Below are 18,102 nucleotides of genomic sequence, written 5' to 3'. Positions count from 1 at the left end.
TGCTCATTAAAAAACACCGCTGCTCCGGGGCAAATCATGTAAAATAATGGTCGCCATGACCGGACTGTATATCCACATCCCTTTTTGTCAGAAGAAATGTCTGTATTGTTCTTTTGTTGTTGCGATCGGGCAGGAACAGCGCGTTGACGAGTATCTGGACTGCCTGGCCCGGGAAGCCGGACCCTGGCGCGGGACAGACGCCGGGACGGTGTATTGGGGAGGCGGCACGCCGAGCCGATTGAGCCCGGCCCAGCTGGAGCGCCTCGCCGCCATCGTCCGGAACAATTTCGCCGTTCCGCCGGACGCGGAGTGGACCGTGGAATGCAATCCTGAAGACATCACCGCGGACAAGGCGCGTTGCCTTAAAAATTTGGGGATCAACAGGGTGAGCCTCGGTGTCCAGTCCTTCCGCGATTCCTTTTTGAAATATCTTGGCCGCTGTCATGACGCCCAACGCGCGGGAGAGGCTTATGAAATCCTGCGGCAGGCGGGATTTCAAAATATCAACCTGGACCTGATGTTCGCTTTTCCCCAGGAAACAGAGGCGGACCTGGAGAGGGACATCCGGCAGGTGACGGCGATGGGCAGCGAGCATGTTTCCCTGTATACTTTGACCGTTGAGGAGAACAGCCGTTTTTTTGCCAAACATATTGTTGAGCTGGAAGGCGGAGACCAGGCCCGGCAATACCGGATCGTGGCCGGGCGGCTCGAGGCCGCGGGATTGCGGCAATACGAGGTCAGCAATTTCGCGAAACCGGGGCATGAATCCCGGCACAATGGGCATTATTGGACCGGCGGCGATTATGCCGGGCTGGGCGTGGGCGCCCATTCCCACCGGAACGGGCGGCGCTCCTGGAACGTCTCGCGCCTGCCGGAATACCTGGCGCGGTTCAAGGACGGCCGTCCCCCGGAGGACGGGAGCGAACAGCTGGCGGCGGGCGAGCGCTTTTGGGAAACGTTTCTGCTCGGCCTGCGGATGAACGCCGGCGTCGATGTCAAAAGTTTGGAAAACCGGTTCGCCTGCGCCCTGGGGCATGATAGAACAGAGAGAATCGACGCGTTCGTCCGGGACGGTTTTCTCTGGCGGGACAACGGGCGGATCGGGGCGACGCTCGAGGGGCGCCTGGTCCTGGACGAAATCTCTTCGCGGCTTTTGTGAGGCCAATCATGGAATCGACGACGAATAGCAAGCAATCCCCCGGCTGGCTGACCGCAGGCATCCTTCTGTTCCTGCTTGTTGTGGCCGCTTACGGCAATTCTCTGCGCAACGATTTCCTGATCGACGACTACGATATTTTCCTGAGCGACACCAAAGTCCACAACGCGGCCTTTCTGCCCTACCTGTTCGTCCCGGACGCCGAGAAGGTCCTCAATATCCAGGACTCTCCGGCCTCGGCGGTTTACCGGCCCCTGGCGCGGTTGATCCCGGCGGCCTGTTTTTTGATGTTCCGGGAAAATCCCGTCGGCTATCACCTGGTGAATCTGGCGCTTTTTTATCTCTGCGGGATGGGGATTTACGGCCTGGTCCGCTGCATGACCGGCCGGGCGGCCCTGGCTTTTTTGACCGCTGCGCTGTACGCGGTCCATCCGATCCACGGGATGATCGTCAATTACATCACGGCCAGCATTTTTGCCGTTCAGATTCTGGCCTTGACCGGCAGCTTGTGGACTTGCTGGAAAGCGGCGGAGTCAGCCCGCCGCGGATTGCGGCTGGCCAGTCTCTTTTTGTTTTTGATGTCTCTATTTTGCCATGAGACATCGCTTGTTTTTCCGTTGTATGTCTTCGGCTTGTTGTGGATGGTGATGGGCAAGGGATTCCGGGAAGCGCTGGCGAGGTCTTTGCCTTACGCGGTGATCGCCGGGGTGTATCTGGCGTTCCGGATGACCCAGGCCAGCCTGAAGTCCGGGGTCCTCGACAATCTGCCCCTGTTCGGCGTTGACGCGTTCGGTTATTTGGCGTCTTTTTCCAAACTGGTCTTCTGGTATGCGGGGCGATTGGTCACGCTCAACGGGATCGTTATGATCTGGGTGACCCCGCCGGTCCATGAGGAAGCCTGGCTTTGGATTTTCGCCCTGGCTGCGGCCGCGGCCGGTTGCGTTATATTGCTGTTCCGCTGGGGGCGAAAGGACCTGAAATCCTTCGCGCTTTTGTGGGGACTGGCCGGGTTCGCGCCGGTCACGGCGGCCTGCCTTTTCCGTCCGGACGAAGGGTTCGCTATCGAGCCGCATTGGATGTTTTTCGCCAACATCGGATTTTTCCTCCTGGCCGCCGCCGGGCTCACGGCCCTGCGCCGGACATTGTCCCGGATATCCTGGCTGGTCCTGGCCGGAGGGCTTCTGCTCATCCTGATGGCCAGCACAATGGTCTATAATCATTTGTGGGGGCACCCGGTGAGGTATTGCCAGTACTGGTTGAACAAGGCGCCGACCATGACTCGTGCTTATCTGGCGGACGCGTATCTGCGGATGGGGGATTTTAAGACCGCCCGGGCCTATTATCTGATGTCCCTGCGGAATGAATTTCACGACTGGCAGATCTATTCGAACCTGGGGAGCATGGAACTGATGCTGGGCAGGCCCGGCGAGGCGGCGGGGCATTATCGGAAGGCCCTGGAGGTGAATCCTCATTCCGCGCTCACCTTTAACAATCTTGGCGTGGCCTTGCTGCAGAGCGGCGCCGGCGGGAACAAGGCCGAGGAGGCGTTTCAAAAATCCCTGGAGCTGAACTCCTATCTGGTCGAGCCGCGGCTGAACCTGGCCGGGATTTACGCGAAACGCGATGATCCCGCGTCCGTTGTCCGCCAGCACCGGGAAATCCTCGCCCTGGTCCCCTGGCATGCGAAGGCCTCGCTGGGGCTTTTGAAGTTTTATCTTTCCCGCAGCGACATGGCCGAGGCGGTGGAGTTGGGGCAGGCGATGCTGAGGGACTGCCGGGATCCCGGGCTGCTGGTGGGCGCCGGGAATCTTTTTGCCGCCCATCCTGTCCGGGAGCTGGCCATCGCGTTATATTCCCGGGCGATCGAGATCAGTCCGGGAAGTCCCGAGGCGTATTTGGAATGGGGGAAGGTTTACGGCAATGCCGGGAAGTTTGACGAGGCGGTCGAGATTTGGCGCGAAGGGTTGCGCCGGAGCCCTGCGGACCAGCGGTTTGGCGATCTGATGAGGGCTGCGGAAGGTTTGAAAGCCAAGGCCGCGGACGAAAAGTCATCCGGTCCGTGAGCGTGTTTATTAGAGGATGAAAGGAACGCCGTATTTTTCCGCCATGGCGCGGCTGGGCTTAAAGAGGGTCATTGTCAATTTTGTCAGGAGCCGGCGGTGCTTTTTTTTCATTTGGAGCCGCCCGATGATCGAAAGCGCCGACGTCAGCCGTTTCTCGACTTCCTGCAGGCTGTAGGACAGGCTTCCCGTCTGGAGGAATATTCTTCTCACCGCCACAAGGTCTGCGTAGGTCTTGCGGTTTTTCAGGAAATGCCGGAGGAATTCCTGCCGGCGTTTTCCGGAGAGGTGCCGGTAGGCGTGGCAGACGAGGATGGTCTTCTTGGACTCCGCGAGGTCGCTCAGGATGGACTTGCCGATGTTTTTTTGTGTGTCGAAGATCCCGATGATGTCATCCTGGATCTGGAAGGCCTGGCCGACCAGGAGGCCGAATTCCGCGAGCCGGGCGACGTCCTTTTTGCCGGCCCCCGCCAGGATGGCGCCGACGACGAGCGGGCAGTCAAAGGTGTAGCGCGCGGTCTTGAGCGAATAGTTGAGCAGAACATCTTTTTCCCCGATCTCTTCCAATTTTTTCATCCCGTGCAGGGTGTCGATGAACTCCCCCATCGCCGTGAAGACCGCGGTCTGGATGAAATATTTCAGCGCCTGCTCTTTGCGGGCCGGGTCCTCATGGATGGAGAGGAAGGCGTCGAAGGCGGAGGCGTAGACGATGTCTCCGACCACGATGGCCAGGTCGTGGCCCAGCCGTCCGCTCTCTTTCGTTTTGGCCGCCTTGGCCAGCAGTTTGTGCATGGTCGGTTTGCCGCGCCGCAGGCTGGAGCGATCGATGATGTCGTCATGGATGAGCATGAAATTGTGCAAGAGCTCGATGCAGGTGGACACATAATAGATGGAGGGAGACATCGGGGACGAACTTTTCCGGTAACCCTGATACCCCAGGATCAAGAGGAGCGGCCGGAGCCGTTTGCCCTTGCGCAGGACGAATTCCCTCATGCTTTTGTAGAGGATGGGGTCGACGAGGTGGAGACGGTATTCCGTGCGGATTTTGTCCAGGAAATTCCCGAGCCCCTGGTCGATGCGCTGGATCATTTTGTCAAACATGGTGGATATGGTAGCATACAATCCGGGAGGCCGCAACAGCATTGCCTCGGATCGTTTCCCTTTTGCCCGGCCGGACGTTTCAGAGATAACCGTTGCAGGGGCGCCGGGAAATGCATAGAATGAAGCATCAGCGGGCAATCTGAATTTTTTAGAGGGGGGTCGTTTATGAACACGCGGATCGCGGTTATCACTGCGGGTATTTTACTGGCTGGCGCCTGTGCGGCGTCCGCCGATACGGTCTACCTGAAAAACGGGACGAAAATCGATGGGCAGATCACCAAGGACACCGGTTATTCCGTCCAGATCAAGGTTGGGGACACATATAAAAGTTATTATATCAACGAGATCGAGAGAGTTGAGCGCGATAAGGACAAGGTCGAGGCAGGGGATCCGGCCATGCTGGCCCTGCAAACAGGGAAAGCGGAAGAGCTGACCGACCAGAAGAAGCAGTTAGTCTTGCGTTTCCTGGAGGCCAACGGTGTGCGCGAATCCATCGGGCGCATGTTTCAGCAGCTCCTAGCTGACGTCCCGCCGGAATCCCGCGAGTCCTACCGCAGGGTTTTCAAGAGCGAGGAGGTCATCGACCGCCTGGTCCCGTTGTATGCGAAGTATTATACGAGCGCCGAACTCAAGGAATTGATCGTCTTTTACCGGGGGCCGGTCGGGCAGAAAATCCTCAGCGCGACGCCGTATTTGGTCAACGACACGATGACCGAGATGACGAAGTATTTTCAAGAAAAATCTCAATCCGCCTCAGAGCTCCCTGTCCCGCAGAAAAAATCCGCGAAATAATCGTCCGTGGGGCCGATGACGCCGGACGCCCCGGCTGTTTTCTGGGCGTTCTGCGGCAGCGGCCGCGCTCGCTGGAGACCTTCGCCTCTGGTCCGTTGCCTATTCCTGCCCGTGCTCTTCCTCGATGAAGCCCATCAATTTATAAATAAATAGGAATGTGCAGTAAGCTCATAAGTTGTTATATGTGAATATGTTGCAGACTTACTAAAGAAATCTATGGCCCTTGCCTGTTGAATTTTCATTGACCTTAGAAATTTATTTTGATATAGTATTTGCGTTTCAGGAACAGAATTTTTGATAGAACCGCGGCTATTCCTAACATTTACTCCCATGTCCCACATTCATTTTGGGGTTTCAGGCCGCCCGCAGCGTCTCCCGGGCCGGGAAGGTTTTTTGCCGATGCCGTTTTCCGTCAATTCCTTTTGAAACGACCTTGATAATCCTAAGGAAGAGGAGAGAAGAAACATGATAGACCGCTATACGTTATCGAAAATGGGCAGCATTTGGACGGATGAGCACAAGTTTTCCATTATGCTGAAGATTGAAGTCCTCGCCTGCGAGGCCATGGGAGATCTGGGCATGATCCCCAAGAAATCCCTGGAAAAGATCCGCAAGAACGCCAAATTCGACATGGATGAGATCCGCCGCCTGGAGGACAAGACCAAGCACGACGTCGTGGCCTTCATCAACAACGTCGGCCAATATCTCGGGCCCGAAGCCAGGTACCTGCACATGGGGCTGACGTCCTCCGACCTTTTGGACACCGCCCTGTCGGTGCAGTGCGTCGAGGCAAGCGAAATCCTTATCGGCGACATCCAGAGGTTTCTGGCCGTCCTGAAAATAAAAGCCAAAAAGTACAAGGACACCAACTGTATCGCCCGCACCCACGGCGTCCACGCCGAACCGATCACGTTCGGGCTGAAGCTGGCGGTCTGGTATGACGAAATGATCCGCAATCTCGAACGCATGCAGCACGCCCGCGAGGCCATCCGCGTGGGCAAGCTTTCCGGGGCGGTCGGGACCTACGCCAACATCGATCCTCATGTCGAAGATTATGTCTGCCAGAAATTGAACCTCAAGCCGGCGAATATCGCCACCCAGATCATCCAGCGCGACATTCACTGCCAGTTCTTGAATACCCTGGCCGTGATCGGCGCGTCGTTGAACAAGTTCGCGACGGAGATCCGCCTCCTTCAGAAGACGGAAGTCCTGGAAGTGGAAGAGCCGTTTTTCAAGGGCCAGATCGGGTCCTCCGCCATGCCGCACAAGCGCAATCCCGTGACCTGCGAGCGCATCTCCGGCCTGTCCCGGCTTCTGCGCGCCAACGCCATGGCCGGCTTCGAGAACACCTGCCTCTGGCATGAGCGCGATATCAGCCATTCGTCCGTGGAACGCGTGATCCTGCCGGACAGCACCATCGCCCTGGATTACATGCTGCAGAAATTCATCCCCATCATCGACGGGCTGTTGGTTTACCCGAAGAACATGGTCTTGAGCTTGTCCAAGACCCGGGGGCTCATTTATTCCCAGCGCGTCCTGCTGGAACTCATGAAGAAAGGGCTCAACCGCGAAGAGGCCTATGAGATCATCCAGCACTGTGCCATGCAGGTCTGGCAGGAAACTTCCGATTTCAAGGACGTCCTGTACCGGGACCGCCGGGTGAGGAAGCACCTGCGGCCCAGCGAGATCGACGCCTGTTTCGACATTAAATACTACACCCGTCACCGGGACCTGATTTTCAAGAAGGTTGGGCTGAAGTAACCTTTAACCCGTAACTCAGGTGGGCGAAACATGGAAAAACGCAACAAGATCTACGAAGGCAAGGCCAAGATCCTTTATGAAACCGATTCGCCGGATCTGTTGATCCAGTATTTCAAGGACGACGCCACGGCGTTCAATGCCCAGAAAAAGGGCACGATCGACCAAAAAGGCGTCATCAACAACAAAATCTCAGCCAAGATCTTCGAGTATCTCAAGGCCAACGGCATTCCGACGCATTTGGAGAAGGTGCTCAACGACCGCGAGATGCTGGTCAAGCGGGTTCATATCGTCCCGGTGGAGGTCATCATCCGTAACGTGGCCGCCGGCTCCATGTGCCGCCAACTGGGTATCGAGGAAGGCCTCAAGCTGGCCTGCCCGGTCATCGAATTCTGCTTCAAAGAGGACAAGCTCAACGACCCGATGATCAACGAATACCACATCCGGGCCCTGGCGCTGGCCACCGATGAGGAGGTTGAGACGATCAAAGAACTGGCCTTCAAGATCAACGGGCTCATGTCCAAATTTTTCGCCGGTTTGAACATTCAGCTGGTGGACTTCAAGCTTGAGTTCGGGAGATACAAGGGAAAGATCATTTTGGCTGACGAAATCTCGCCTGATACCTGCCGGCTGTGGGAATTCGGGACCGGGCGCAAGCTCGACAAGGACCGTTTCCGCAGGGATCTGGGTAACATCGAAGAGGCCTACCAGGAAGTCCTGAGCCGCGTCACCAAGTAATTGTTTTCTGGTCTTATCGTCGTTTTTCCCGCCTGCCTTTTTCCGCCGGGCTTGCGGATTACGGTTTTTTTCTTTCTATGATCTGGCGCGCCGAGATAAAAGACAAAGAAGGCGTTTTTGATTCGCCCGGAGAGGGGACCCTCAAGGACATCCACGACTTGGGGATCAGTTCTGTCTCCGGGGTCCGCGTGGCCCAGGTCTACACCATCGAAGGCGACCTCGCCGAAGACGCGATCCGCAGGGTCTGCGAAGACCTCCTCACCGATCAAATCACCCAGGAATCCTCCTATCACCGCGCCGGAGATGCCGTTTCGTCCCTTTTCCCTCAGCCCGGTGTCCGCGTCATGGAAATCGCTTACAATCCCGGGGTCATGGATCCTGTCGAGACCTCGACCCTGAAAGGGATCCGGGATCTGGGGATCAAGGGCGCGCGCTCGGTCCGGACGTCGAAAAAATATTTTTTGCAAGGCCAGGTCTCTGAAGCGGACGCGCAGCGGATCGCGGACAAGGTCCTCATGAACAAGCTGATCCAGCACGTCGTGCAGGAAGAGTCCGCTGAGGCCGGCCTGCCGACCCAAGCCGCCGGAAGCGAAGTCAAGGTGGTCCTGGTGGACATGGCCCGGGCGGGCGACAAGCAGCTCAAGGATTTGAGCCAGAAGGGCCAGTTGTTTTTAAATCTCGAGGAGATGAAGGCGATCCGGAATTATTTCCGCAGGATCGGCCGCAATCCGACGGACTGCGAGCTGGAAACCGTCGCCCAGACCTGGAGTGAACACTGTCATCACAAAACCTTCCGCGGCAATATTCTGTACCGTTCCCGTGAGAATGGGCGGGTGAAAAAGACCCTGATCCGCAGTCTGCTGAAGTCCACGATCATCAAAGCCACCCGACAGATCAACAAGTCCTGGTGCGTGTCCGTGTTCCACGACAACGCCGGGGTCATTGATTTCGACAAAGAATGGAACGTCTGCTTCAAGGTCGAGACGCACAACCATCCGTCGGCTCTGGAGCCGTTCGGCGGGGCCAACACGGGCGTGGGCGGTGTTATCCGCGACACCCTGGGCACGGGGCTGGGCGCCAAGCCGGTCTGCAACACGGACATTTTTTGTTTCGCCCCGCCGGATTACGACGCCGGGCGCGTGCCGGCCGGGACGCTGCACCCGAAACGCGTGATGAAGGGCGTTGTGAGCGGGGTGCGCGATTACGGCAACAAGATGGGGATCCCCACCATCAACGGCGCGATCCTCTTTGACGACCATTTCGTGGCCAACCCCCTGGTGTATTGCGGCAACGTCGGGCTCATCCCCAAAGGCAAGGAAAAGAAGGCCGCGCGGACCGGCGACCTGGTGGTTGTGGCGGGCGGGCGCACCGGCCGCGACGGGATCCATGGCGCCACGTTCTCTTCGGGCGAGCTGACCCATGAGTCGGAAGTCGTCTCGTCCGGGGCCGTGCAGATCGGCAACCCGATCGAAGAGAAGAAGGTCCTCGACGCTTTGATGCAGGCGCGCGACGAAAATCTGTATTCCGCCATCACGGACTGCGGGGCCGGGGGCCTTTCCAGCGCCGTCGGGGAAATGGGGCAGGAACTGGGCGCGCGGGTGCAGTTGGAAGCCGTGCCGCTCAAATACAAGGGATTGTCTTATACCGAGATCTGGATCTCCGAATCGCAGGAGCGCATGGTCATGGCCGTGCCGCCGAAGAATATCGGCCGGCTTTTGAAGATTTTTGAAGGGGAGAACGCCGAGGCCACGGTGATCGGCGAATTCACCGGCAACAAACGGCTGGAGCTGTTCTTCGGCGATGTCCAGGTCTGCGATCTGGACATGGAATTCCTGCACGAGGGCATTCCGCAGATCACCAAACAGGCGGTGTGGGCCAAGCCGAAGGTGAAAGAGCCTAAATTCGCCTGCCCGCCGGATCTGACGGAAAGCCTTCTGGACAGCCTTTCGCATTATAATGTCTGCTCCAAGGAATGGGTGATCCGCCAGTATGACCATGAGGTCCAGGGCGGGAGCGTGGTCAAGCCGTTGTGCGGGGCCGCCTGCGACGGCCCGTCGGACGCGAGCGTGATCACGCCGCGGCTGGGGTCGGTCAAGGGTGTGGCGATCTCCAACGGGATCAACATCCGTTACGGTATGATCGACCCGTTCTGGATGGCGGCGTCCTGCATCGACGAGGCCGTGCGCCAGGTCATTTCGGTCGGGGGCGACCTGTCGCGCATCGCCATCCTGGACAACTTTTGCTGGGGCAATCCGGACAAACCGGACCGGCTGGGAAGCCTGGTCCGCGCGGCGCAGGGATGCTACAAAGCCGCGGTCGGATACGGCGTGCCGTTCATTTCCGGCAAGGACAGTCTGTACAACGAGTATACGGAAGGGAAAAAGTCCATCGCGATCCCGGGCACGATCCTGATCTCCGCGATCGGGATCATTGAGGACGTCACCAAGTGCGTGACCATGGATTTTAAGAAATCCGGAAACCTGATCTATGCCGTCGGCAAAACGATGCCCGAGATGGGCGGCTCGATCTATTACGATACGATGTCCTTCCTGGGCGGGAGCGTGCCGCAGGTGAATTTTAAATCAGGCGTAAAAATTTTTCAGGCGCTCTCCAGGGCCGTCCGCAAAGGGCTTGTGCGCAGCGCGCATGACTGTTCCGAGGGCGGCCTGGGCGTGGCCCTGGCCGAGATGGCGTTCAGCGGCGGGCTGGGCGTGACGGTCCGCCTGGACCAGGCCCCGTCTTCGGGCACAAAGCGCAACGACGAGATTTTATTTTCTGAATCGAACACGCGGTTTTTGGCAGAGGTCGCTCCGGAGCATCAGAAGGCGTTTGAGCGGACCATGGCCGGTGTGGCCTGCCGGATGATCGGCCGGGTCGAATCGACGCCGGAGTTCATCGTTCACGGGCTCAATCGCGAGGTGTGTGTGAACGCGCATATCGGCGATTTGAAGGACGCGTGGCAAAAGCCCCTGTCCTGGTAATTATCAAGGAGATCCAATGAATCAACGCGACAGAGAATCCGCAGAAGCCATGATGATGGAAGACCCGTGGCGGGTGTTCAAGATCATGTCGGAGTTCGTGGAAGGGTTCGAAGAGCTGGGCCGGATCGGCCCGGCGGTGAGCATTTTCGGCTCGGCGCGGACCAAGAAAACGCACCCGATGTATAAAATGGCGGAAAAGACCGCCCAACTTTTGGCCAAGGACGGGTATGCCATCATCACCGGCGGCGGTCCGGCGATCATGGAGGCGGCCAATAAAGGCGCGACCAAGGCCGGCGGCGTGTCCATCGGGCTCAACATCGACCTGCCGTTTGAGCAGAAACCCAACAAATACGCGACCACGCTCATCAATTTTCATTATTTTTTCTGCCGCAAGGTCATGTTCGTGAAATACGCCAAGGCCTTCGTCATTTTTCCCGGCGGGTTCGGGACCATGGATGAGCTGTTCGAAAGCCTGACCCTGATCCAGACGCGGCGCATCGAAAAGTTCCCGGTCGTGCTTTTCGGCAGCGCGTATTGGAAGGGCATGGTGGACTGGCTGAGAAATTCCCTGGTCAAGGCCGGCAACATCAGCCCGGAAGATATGGATCTGTTGGAAGTGGTGGACAAGCCCGAGCACGTCCTGCACATCATCCGCAATTTTTACGGCAAAAGGAAGAACAATGGCCGAAAAGGCTAAAGTCCTGGTCCTGAGGACCGCGGGCGTCAACTGCGACATGGAAACGCAATTTGCCTTCCGCAGCTGCGGCGCCCAGGCGGACCTGGTGCACATCAATCAGCTCCTTCGCGGCGAAACGGCCCTGGGCGATTATCATATCCTTGCCTTGCCGGGCGGATTTTCCTACGGGGACGACATCGCCTCGGGCCGGATCGTGGCCAACGAACTGCGCATTTTGCTGGGCGAGCAGGTCAAAAAGTTCATGGCCGACGGCAAGTTGATCATCGGCATCTGCAACGGGTTTCAGGTCCTGGTCAAGGCCGGGATCCTGCCGGATCTGTCCCTGTGCGGCCCCGGGAAAATCCAGGCCGCTACATTGACCAACAATGATTCCGGCAAATTCGAAGACCGCTGGGTGCGCCTGAAATCCGGCGGCCGCTGTGTGTGGACCGAGGGGCTGGGGGAGATCATCTATCTGCCCGTGGCGCACGGGGAAGGAAAATTCTTCGTTGAAGATACGGCGCTGCTCAAAAAATGGGAGGAGAACGGCCAGATCGTTTTCCGGTATTGTTCGGCTGGCGGCGGGCGTCCGCAGTATCCTGATAATCCCAACGGCTCCATGGACGACATCGCCGGGATCACCGATCCCACGGGCCGGATCCTGGGCCTGATGCCGCATCCGGAACGCCACTTTTTGTTCACCCAGCATCCGTTCTGGACCCGGCTGGAAAAAAAAGGCCGCTTCGGCCACGGCGCGAAGATCTTTGAAAACGGCGTGAGGTACGTGAGGGAAAGATTTTTGAGCGAACAGCCCATCGGGGCTTCGGGAGCATAACATGAAAAAGCGCGCGACCTACAAGACCAGCGGAGTGGACATCGGCAAGGCCGAGGTGTTCGTCAAGGCGATCGGGCCGATGGTGAAGTCCACGTTTGTCCCGGCGGTGTTGAACCGGACAACGGCGTTCGGCTCGCTGTTCGCGCTGGACAAGTCGGCTTATCAGGAACCTGTGCTGGTGTCCTCGACGGATGGGGTGGGCACAAAGCTCCTGGTGGCCAAGACCATCGGCAGGCACGACACGGTGGGGATCGACCTGGTGGCCATGAATGTCAACGACGTTTTGTGCGTCGGCGCCAAGCCGTTATTTTTTTTGGATTATATCGCCTGCGGCAAGCTTGAGCCGAAAGTTTTGCAGGATGTCATGAAGGGGATCATCGAGGGCTGCCGCCAGGCGGGATGCAGTTTGATCGGCGGGGAAACGGCCGAAATGCCCGGGATGTATAAAAGGGAAGATTATGACTTGGCCGGATTCGCGGTCGGGGTCGTGGACAAATCCAGGATCATCGACGGTTCCTCGATCGAAACCGGGGACCAGGTCATCGGGCTGGCGTCCACCGGCCTGCATTCCAACGGTTATTCGCTGGCGCGCAAGGTTTTTTCGCCCAAGGAACAAAAGGCGCTGGGCAAAGAGCTCCTGGCGCCGACCCGGATTTACGTCAAGGAAGTCCTGGCCGTGCTCGAGAAATTTACGGTCAAGGGCCTTGCCCACGTCACCGGCGGCGCGTTTTATGAGAAGATGACCAAGATCCTGCAGCCGGGAAAATGTTTTTTGATCGACAAAAACAGCTGGCCTGTCCCAAAGATATTTCAAAAGATCCAGAAAAAGGGTAGAATAGACACTTCCGAGATGTTCCGCACGTTCAACATGGGCATCGGGATGATCCTGGTCGTGAAGCCCGAGGACGCCGTGCCGGTGCGCTCGTATTTGAACGGATTGGGCGCGGTTTCGTACCGGATCGGGGAAGTGGTGGATGATCCGAAACGGAAAATCATCTTTGGCGGGTAACGGGAATCCTGGAAATTGAAAATCCAGGATCGAATCGGAGTTTTATGGAAAAGTTGAGAATCCTGTTGATCGGCTCCGGCGGACGGGAGCACGCGCTGGCCTGGAAGATCAGGCAGAGCCCGCTTGTCAAGGACCTCTATTGCGCCCCGGGCAACGCCGGGATCGCCGAGCTGGCCCAATGCGCGGAGATCAAGGCCGAAGACATCCACGGCCTGCTGAAATTCGCCAAAGGGAAAAAGATCGACCTGACCGTTGTCGGCCCCGAGGTCCCGCTGGTCGCGGGGATCGTGGACCTGTTTGAAAAAGAGGGCCTCAAGATCTTCGGGCCTTCCCAGGCCGCGGCCCAGCTGGAAGGGAGCAAGGTCTTCACTAAGGAGTTTTTGCACCGCCGGAACATCCCGACGGCTGGTTACAAGATTTTTGATAAAAGCCAGGACGCGCTCAGCTTCGTGGAGCAGGCCGACTATCCTCTGGTCATCAAGGCCGAAGGGCTCGCGGCCGGCAAGGGCGTGATGATCTGCCATTCCCGGCAGGAAGCCAAGGACGCGGTCAAACAGATCATGGAGGACAAGGTGTTCCAGGGGGCGGGCAACCGCATCGTGGCCGAGGAGTTCCTCGACGGGGAGGAGGCCTCGGTCCTGGCGATCTGTGACGGCGAGCGCTATGTGATCCTGGCCGCGGCCCAGGACCATAAGAGGATTTTTGACGACGACCGGGGGCCCAACACCGGCGGGATGGGCGCGTATTCCCCGGCCCCGGCGGTGACCTCGGACATGATGAAGCTGATCGACGCCCGGGTCATTGAGCCGACGGTGCGCGGCATGGCCAAGGACGGGCATCCGTTCAAGGGGGTCCTTTACGCGGGGCTCATGCTGACTTCCAGCGGCCCCAAGGTCCTGGAGTTCAACACCCGGTTCGGCGACCCCGAAACCCAGGCCATCCTGCCGCGGCTGAAGACCGACCTGGTCGAGGTGATGCTGGCGGCCTGCGAAGGACGTTTGCACGAGATGGCATTGGAGTGGGACCCGCGGGCGTGCGTGTGCGTGGTGATGTGTTCCGGCGGATATCCCGGCAAATATGAGACGGGGAAAAAGATTTCCGGGCTGCAGGACGCGGCCGCGCAGCCGGATGCGATGGTTTTTCACGCCGGGACCATGAAGTCCGGCGAAGATGTCGTGACCGCCGGCGGCCGCGTGCTGGGGGTGACCGCCCTGGGGAACGGCATCGAGGACGCGATCAAGAACAGCTACGCGGCCGTTGAGAAGATCCGTTTTGACCATTGCTTTTTTCGTCGGGATATCGGGGCCAGGGCTCTGAAGAAAGTCCACGCCTAATGACGGCTTGACTTACGGACGTAAATCAATGCCGGAACCCGTTCGCCCAGGCGTCTTGCCCCGTAAGTGGGCAGCCGGGGCTGCATGAAAGGGAGGATCAGCCATGAGTGACGTCAAAGTTGCCATCATGATGGGAAGCGAATCGGACGCCCCGGTGATGGGCGAAGCCGCCAAGATCCTTCAGCAGTTTGGGGTTGGGTGCGAGATGAGGGTCCTGTCCGCCCACCGGACGCCCAAAGAAACGGTGGAATATGTGGAGCAATTTCCAAAGGTGGGGATTCAGGTCGCAATCTGCGGGGCTGGCGGGTCGGCGGCTCTCGCGGGGGTCGTGGCCGCGCACACCACCCGGCCGGTCATCGGTGTGCCGATGGATTCTATGGGGCTGAACGGGCTTGACGCTTTGCTGTCCACGGTCCAGATGCCGCCCGGGGTCCCGGTCGGCGGGGTGGCGATCGGCAAGCCGGGGGCGAAGAACGCCGCGCTTTTGGCCCTGCGCATCCTGGCGCTGTCCGACAAGGTGATCGAACGCAAGCTCGAGGATTACCGGGAAGAGAACCGCAAGAAGATCCTGGGGACAAAGCTTTCGTGGTGAGTTCTCTGTTAACGGGGCTGCCGGCTTGAAGACAAAGATCATCAAAGTGGATCCGGAATTTCCGGAACTGGACAAGGTCGCCCAGTGCGCGAAGGTCATCCGCCAGGGCGGCCTGGTCATTTTTCCGACGGAAACGGTCTACGGGATCGCCGCGGACTTCAACAATCCCAAGGCCATGGCCCGTCTGCGGGAGGTCAAGAAACGCACGGATGACAAGCCGTTCTCCGTGCTGATCGCGCAAAAGGGGCTGCTCTCGAATTATTCCACCACGAACGACCCGGTTGTTTTCAAGCTGATCGACGCCTGCTGGCCCGGCCCGCTGACCATCATCGTCCCGGCCCGGCATGAGGGGCAGACGATCGGCATCCGGATGCCGCAAAACAATATCGCCTTGCTGCTGGTCCAGGAATCGCAGTGCACTGTGGCCGCGCCGTCGGCGAATTTCGAAGGCAAGCCGGCGCCGTCGACCTGCGAAGAGGCCCTGCGGGACCTGGACGGGCTGGTCGATATCGCCATCGACGGCGGGCCGGCGACGCTGGGCTTGTCGTCGTCGATCGTGGATTTCACCCAGCCGAAACCGACGGTGACCCGCCAGGGCGCGATCACGCAGGAGGATGTCGACAAGATCACGCGCCGCAAGACCGTGCTGTTTGTCTGCACGGGCAACAGCTGCCGGTCGGTCATGGCGGAATACCTGCTCAAGCACATGCTCCAGGCGGATCCGTACCGTCCTGCAAAAGATATCGAAGTGTTGTCCGCCGGGACCAGCGTATTTTTAATGTCGTCGGCCAGCGCCGAGACACTGACCGTCCTGCGCAAGGAAGGCATCGGCGCCGGGATGCACCAGTCGCGGCCGCTCAACACGATCATCATCAAAAAGTCGGACCTGATCCTGGTCATGACTAAGGCGCATCGCCAGCAGGTCTTGGAACGTGTCCCCGAGGTGGAAAGCCGGGTGTATCTCTTGCGGGAGTTCGCCAGTGAGCCGCTCAATGTCATGGACATTGACATCCCGGACCCCATCGGCAAGCCGGCGGAGGCCTACGAGGAATGCCTGCTGGTCATCAAGGATTCCATCAAGAAGCTGTTGACGTTGTTGTAATGAGCGCAGGAGTTATGGAATAAAGAAGCAGCGAAGGGTACAGTGGAAATCCCGCCACCCCGCCCGAGGCGGGGAGACGGCGGGATCAATTCGCGCAGATGAGTTGTCGTCGTCCCGCTTTGCGGGACTCCGCAACTCATGCGCTCATTGAGGAGAACTATGAAAGTTTTTATCGGGGCTGATCACAGGGGCTTTCATTTGAAGGCGGAAATCACCGGACTGCTGAAGCAGTTGAAGCATCAGGTGGTGGACGTCGGTTCGTATGGCGAGGAGATGTGCGATTATCCGGAGATTTCGTACAAACTGGCCCGGGAAGTGGCGAGATCGAAGGGCAGCCGCGGCATCCTGGTCTGCATGACCGGCATCGGGCATTCGATCGCGGCCAACAAGGTTCGCGGCGCGTACGCGGCGCTGTGTTATACTGAAGAAGCTGCGGCCTTTTCCCGCCAGCATAATAATTCGAACATCCTGGTCCTGGGGGCCCGGTTCACGCCGCAGGACAGGATCCCCGGGATCGTGACGACCTGGCTTTCCAGTGAATTTGAAGGCGGCCGGCATCTGCGCCGCGTGAAACAGATCAAAGAGATTGAAAAAAAGGAATTCAAGGCATAGGCTGGGGAAATGATGAATCCTTTGACCATGACAGCGGCCGTAGAAAAGAGGGGGATGATGGAACACTTGAAGAAAACAGATATCGAGGTTTATGAAGCCATTCAGAACGAGCTCCGGCGCCAGCAGAACAACCTGGAGTTGATCGCGTCGGAGAACATCGTGTCCCGTGCGGTGCTGGAGGCCCAGGGCAGCGTCATGACCAACAAATACGCCGAAGGGTATCCGGGCAAACGCTGGTACGGCGGGTGCGAGTACGTGGATGTCCCGGAGACCCTGGCCATCGAGCGCGCCAAGAAAATTTTCGGGGCCCAGCACGTGAACGTCCAGCCCCATTCGGGATCGCAGGCCAACATGGCCGTTTACATGGCGGCCCTGAACAACGGCGACACGGTGCTGGCCATGGACCTGGCCTGCGGCGGGCACCTGACGCACGGTCATAAAATGAATTTTTCCGGCCGGATGTACAATATCGTGTCGTACAAAGTCAACCCCAAGACCGAGATGATCGATTTCGACGAGGTCGCGGCCTTGGCCCAGGAGCATAAACCAAAGATGATCCTGGCTGGCGCCTCGGCGTATTCCAGGACCATTGATTTCAAAAAATTCCGGGAGATCTGCGATTCCGTTGGCGCGTATCTGTTCGTGGACATGGCCCACATCGCCGGGCTGGTGGCCGCCGGCGAACATCCCAATCCGGTGCCTTACGCCGAATTCGTGACCACGACCACGCACAAGACCCTGCGCGGCCCCCGCGGGGGGATGATCCTGTGCCGCGAGGAGTTCGGCAAGAAGATCGATTCCAACATTTTCCCCGGCATCCAGGGCGGGCCCCTGATGCACGTGATCGCGGCCAAGGCCGTTATGCTCAAAGAAGCCATGACGGACGAATTCAAGCTTTATCAGCACCAGATCGTGAGGAACGCCCAGGCCTTTGCTTCGGCCATGATCAAACTCGGTTACCGGATCGTGGCCGGAGGCACGGACAACCATTTGTTCATGGTGGACCTGCGCCCCAAGCGGATCACCGGCAAAGACGCCTCGGCGGTCCTGGACAAGGTCCACATCACCGTCAACAAAAACCTGATCCCCTTTGACCCGGAGAGCCCGATGGTCACCAGCGGTATCCGCATCGGGACTCCGGCTCTGACCACCCGCGGCATGAGAGAAAAAGACATGGAAGAGGTCGCGCGGCTGATCGAAGAGGCCATCAAACACAGAGACGAGCTGCCGGCGCTGGTCAAGGTCCGGGAAGACGTGCTGAAGTTGACGAAGAAGTTTCCTATTTACCCAAACATGTAAAAACATGACATTAGAAACAAATTCAAAAGTTTCGGATTTCGGGATTGGGATTTTGGA

At 58.5% G+C, this 18,102-nt stretch carries 15 protein-coding genes; 14 read left to right on the top strand and 1 reads right to left on the bottom strand.

Annotated elements, in window-relative coordinates; translation table 11 throughout:
* Positions 1-55 precede the first annotated feature (55 nt).
* Complete coding sequence (gene hemW / locus Q8Q08_00650; GenBank protein MDP2652522.1) at positions 56-1,159, top strand: radical SAM family heme chaperone HemW; 1,104 nt, start codon at positions 56-58, stop codon at positions 1,157-1,159.
* The gene (locus tag Q8Q08_00645) at positions 1,156-3,219 is read left to right on the top strand and encodes a tetratricopeptide repeat protein (protein MDP2652521.1); all 2,064 of its coding nucleotides are present in this window, start codon (positions 1,156-1,158) and stop codon (positions 3,217-3,219) included. Before hemW ends, Q8Q08_00645 begins: the two co-directional genes overlap by 4 nt.
* A gap of 9 nt (positions 3,220-3,228) precedes the next feature.
* Here the strand turns inward: Q8Q08_00645 and Q8Q08_00640 are convergent, their stop codons facing one another.
* Positions 3,229-4,317 (bottom strand): polyprenyl synthetase family protein, encoded by a 1,089-nt coding sequence (locus tag Q8Q08_00640; GenBank protein MDP2652520.1) that lies wholly within the window; start codon positions 4,315-4,317, stop codon positions 3,229-3,231.
* A 165-nt stretch (positions 4,318-4,482) separates the two neighbouring features.
* Between Q8Q08_00640 and Q8Q08_00635 the strand changes: the two genes are divergently transcribed.
* The 12 genes from Q8Q08_00635 (at position 4,483) to glyA (ending at position 18,045) form a co-directional block, all read left to right on the top strand.
* Complete coding sequence (locus Q8Q08_00635; GenBank protein MDP2652519.1) at positions 4,483-5,109, top strand: DUF2059 domain-containing protein; 627 nt, start codon at positions 4,483-4,485, stop codon at positions 5,107-5,109.
* Positions 5,110-5,574: 465 nt separating this feature from the next.
* Positions 5,575-6,870, top strand: coding sequence for an adenylosuccinate lyase (gene purB / locus Q8Q08_00630; protein MDP2652518.1), 1,296 nt, complete (start codon positions 5,575-5,577; stop codon positions 6,868-6,870).
* Positions 6,871-6,900: 30 nt separating this feature from the next.
* A complete protein-coding gene (locus Q8Q08_00625; GenBank protein MDP2652517.1) occupies positions 6,901-7,605 on the top strand; it encodes a phosphoribosylaminoimidazolesuccinocarboxamide synthase in 705 nt (234 codons plus the stop codon).
* 77 nt (positions 7,606-7,682) lie between these two features.
* Positions 7,683-10,586 carry a phosphoribosylformylglycinamidine synthase subunit PurL gene (gene purL / locus Q8Q08_00620; protein MDP2652516.1) on the top strand — a complete coding sequence of 968 codons (2,904 nt, stop codon included), beginning with the start codon at positions 7,683-7,685 and terminating at the stop codon, positions 10,584-10,586.
* 16 nt (positions 10,587-10,602) lie between these two features.
* Positions 10,603-11,283: a TIGR00730 family Rossman fold protein gene (locus Q8Q08_00615; protein MDP2652515.1), complete on the top strand. Its 681-nt coding sequence runs from the start codon at positions 10,603-10,605 to the stop codon at positions 11,281-11,283.
* Positions 11,267-12,097, top strand: coding sequence for a phosphoribosylformylglycinamidine synthase I (gene purQ, locus Q8Q08_00610; GenBank protein MDP2652514.1), 831 nt, complete (start codon positions 11,267-11,269; stop codon positions 12,095-12,097). The genes Q8Q08_00615 and purQ overlap by 17 nt, the downstream gene beginning before the upstream one ends.
* A 1-nt stretch (position 12,098) precedes the next feature.
* Positions 12,099-13,106 carry a phosphoribosylformylglycinamidine cyclo-ligase gene (gene purM / locus Q8Q08_00605; protein ID MDP2652513.1) on the top strand — a complete coding sequence of 336 codons (1,008 nt, stop codon included), beginning with the start codon at positions 12,099-12,101 and terminating at the stop codon, positions 13,104-13,106.
* Between the two features lie 53 nt (positions 13,107-13,159).
* On the top strand, positions 13,160-14,440 hold the full coding sequence (gene purD, locus Q8Q08_00600; protein ID MDP2652512.1) for a phosphoribosylamine--glycine ligase: 1,281 nt from the start codon (positions 13,160-13,162) through the stop codon (positions 14,438-14,440).
* A 103-nt stretch (positions 14,441-14,543) separates the two neighbouring features.
* Complete coding sequence (purE, locus tag Q8Q08_00595; GenBank protein ID MDP2652511.1) at positions 14,544-15,032, top strand: 5-(carboxyamino)imidazole ribonucleotide mutase; 489 nt, start codon at positions 14,544-14,546, stop codon at positions 15,030-15,032.
* Between the two features lie 25 nt (positions 15,033-15,057).
* Positions 15,058-16,134, top strand: coding sequence for an L-threonylcarbamoyladenylate synthase (locus Q8Q08_00590; GenBank protein ID MDP2652510.1), 1,077 nt, complete (start codon positions 15,058-15,060; stop codon positions 16,132-16,134).
* A 159-nt stretch (positions 16,135-16,293) separates the two neighbouring features.
* A complete protein-coding gene (gene rpiB, locus Q8Q08_00585) occupies positions 16,294-16,746 on the top strand; it encodes a ribose 5-phosphate isomerase B (protein MDP2652509.1) in 453 nt (150 codons plus the stop codon).
* A 57-nt stretch (positions 16,747-16,803) separates the two neighbouring features.
* Positions 16,804-18,045, top strand: coding sequence for a serine hydroxymethyltransferase (glyA, locus tag Q8Q08_00580; protein MDP2652508.1), 1,242 nt, complete (start codon positions 16,804-16,806; stop codon positions 18,043-18,045).
* Positions 18,046-18,102 lie beyond the last annotated feature (57 nt).

Source organism: Candidatus Omnitrophota bacterium, assembly GCA_030688425.1.
Lineage (GTDB): Bacteria > Omnitrophota > Gorgyraeia > Zapsychrales > JANLHA01 > JAUYIB01.
This window is presented reverse-complemented; position numbering and strand designations above follow the sequence as displayed.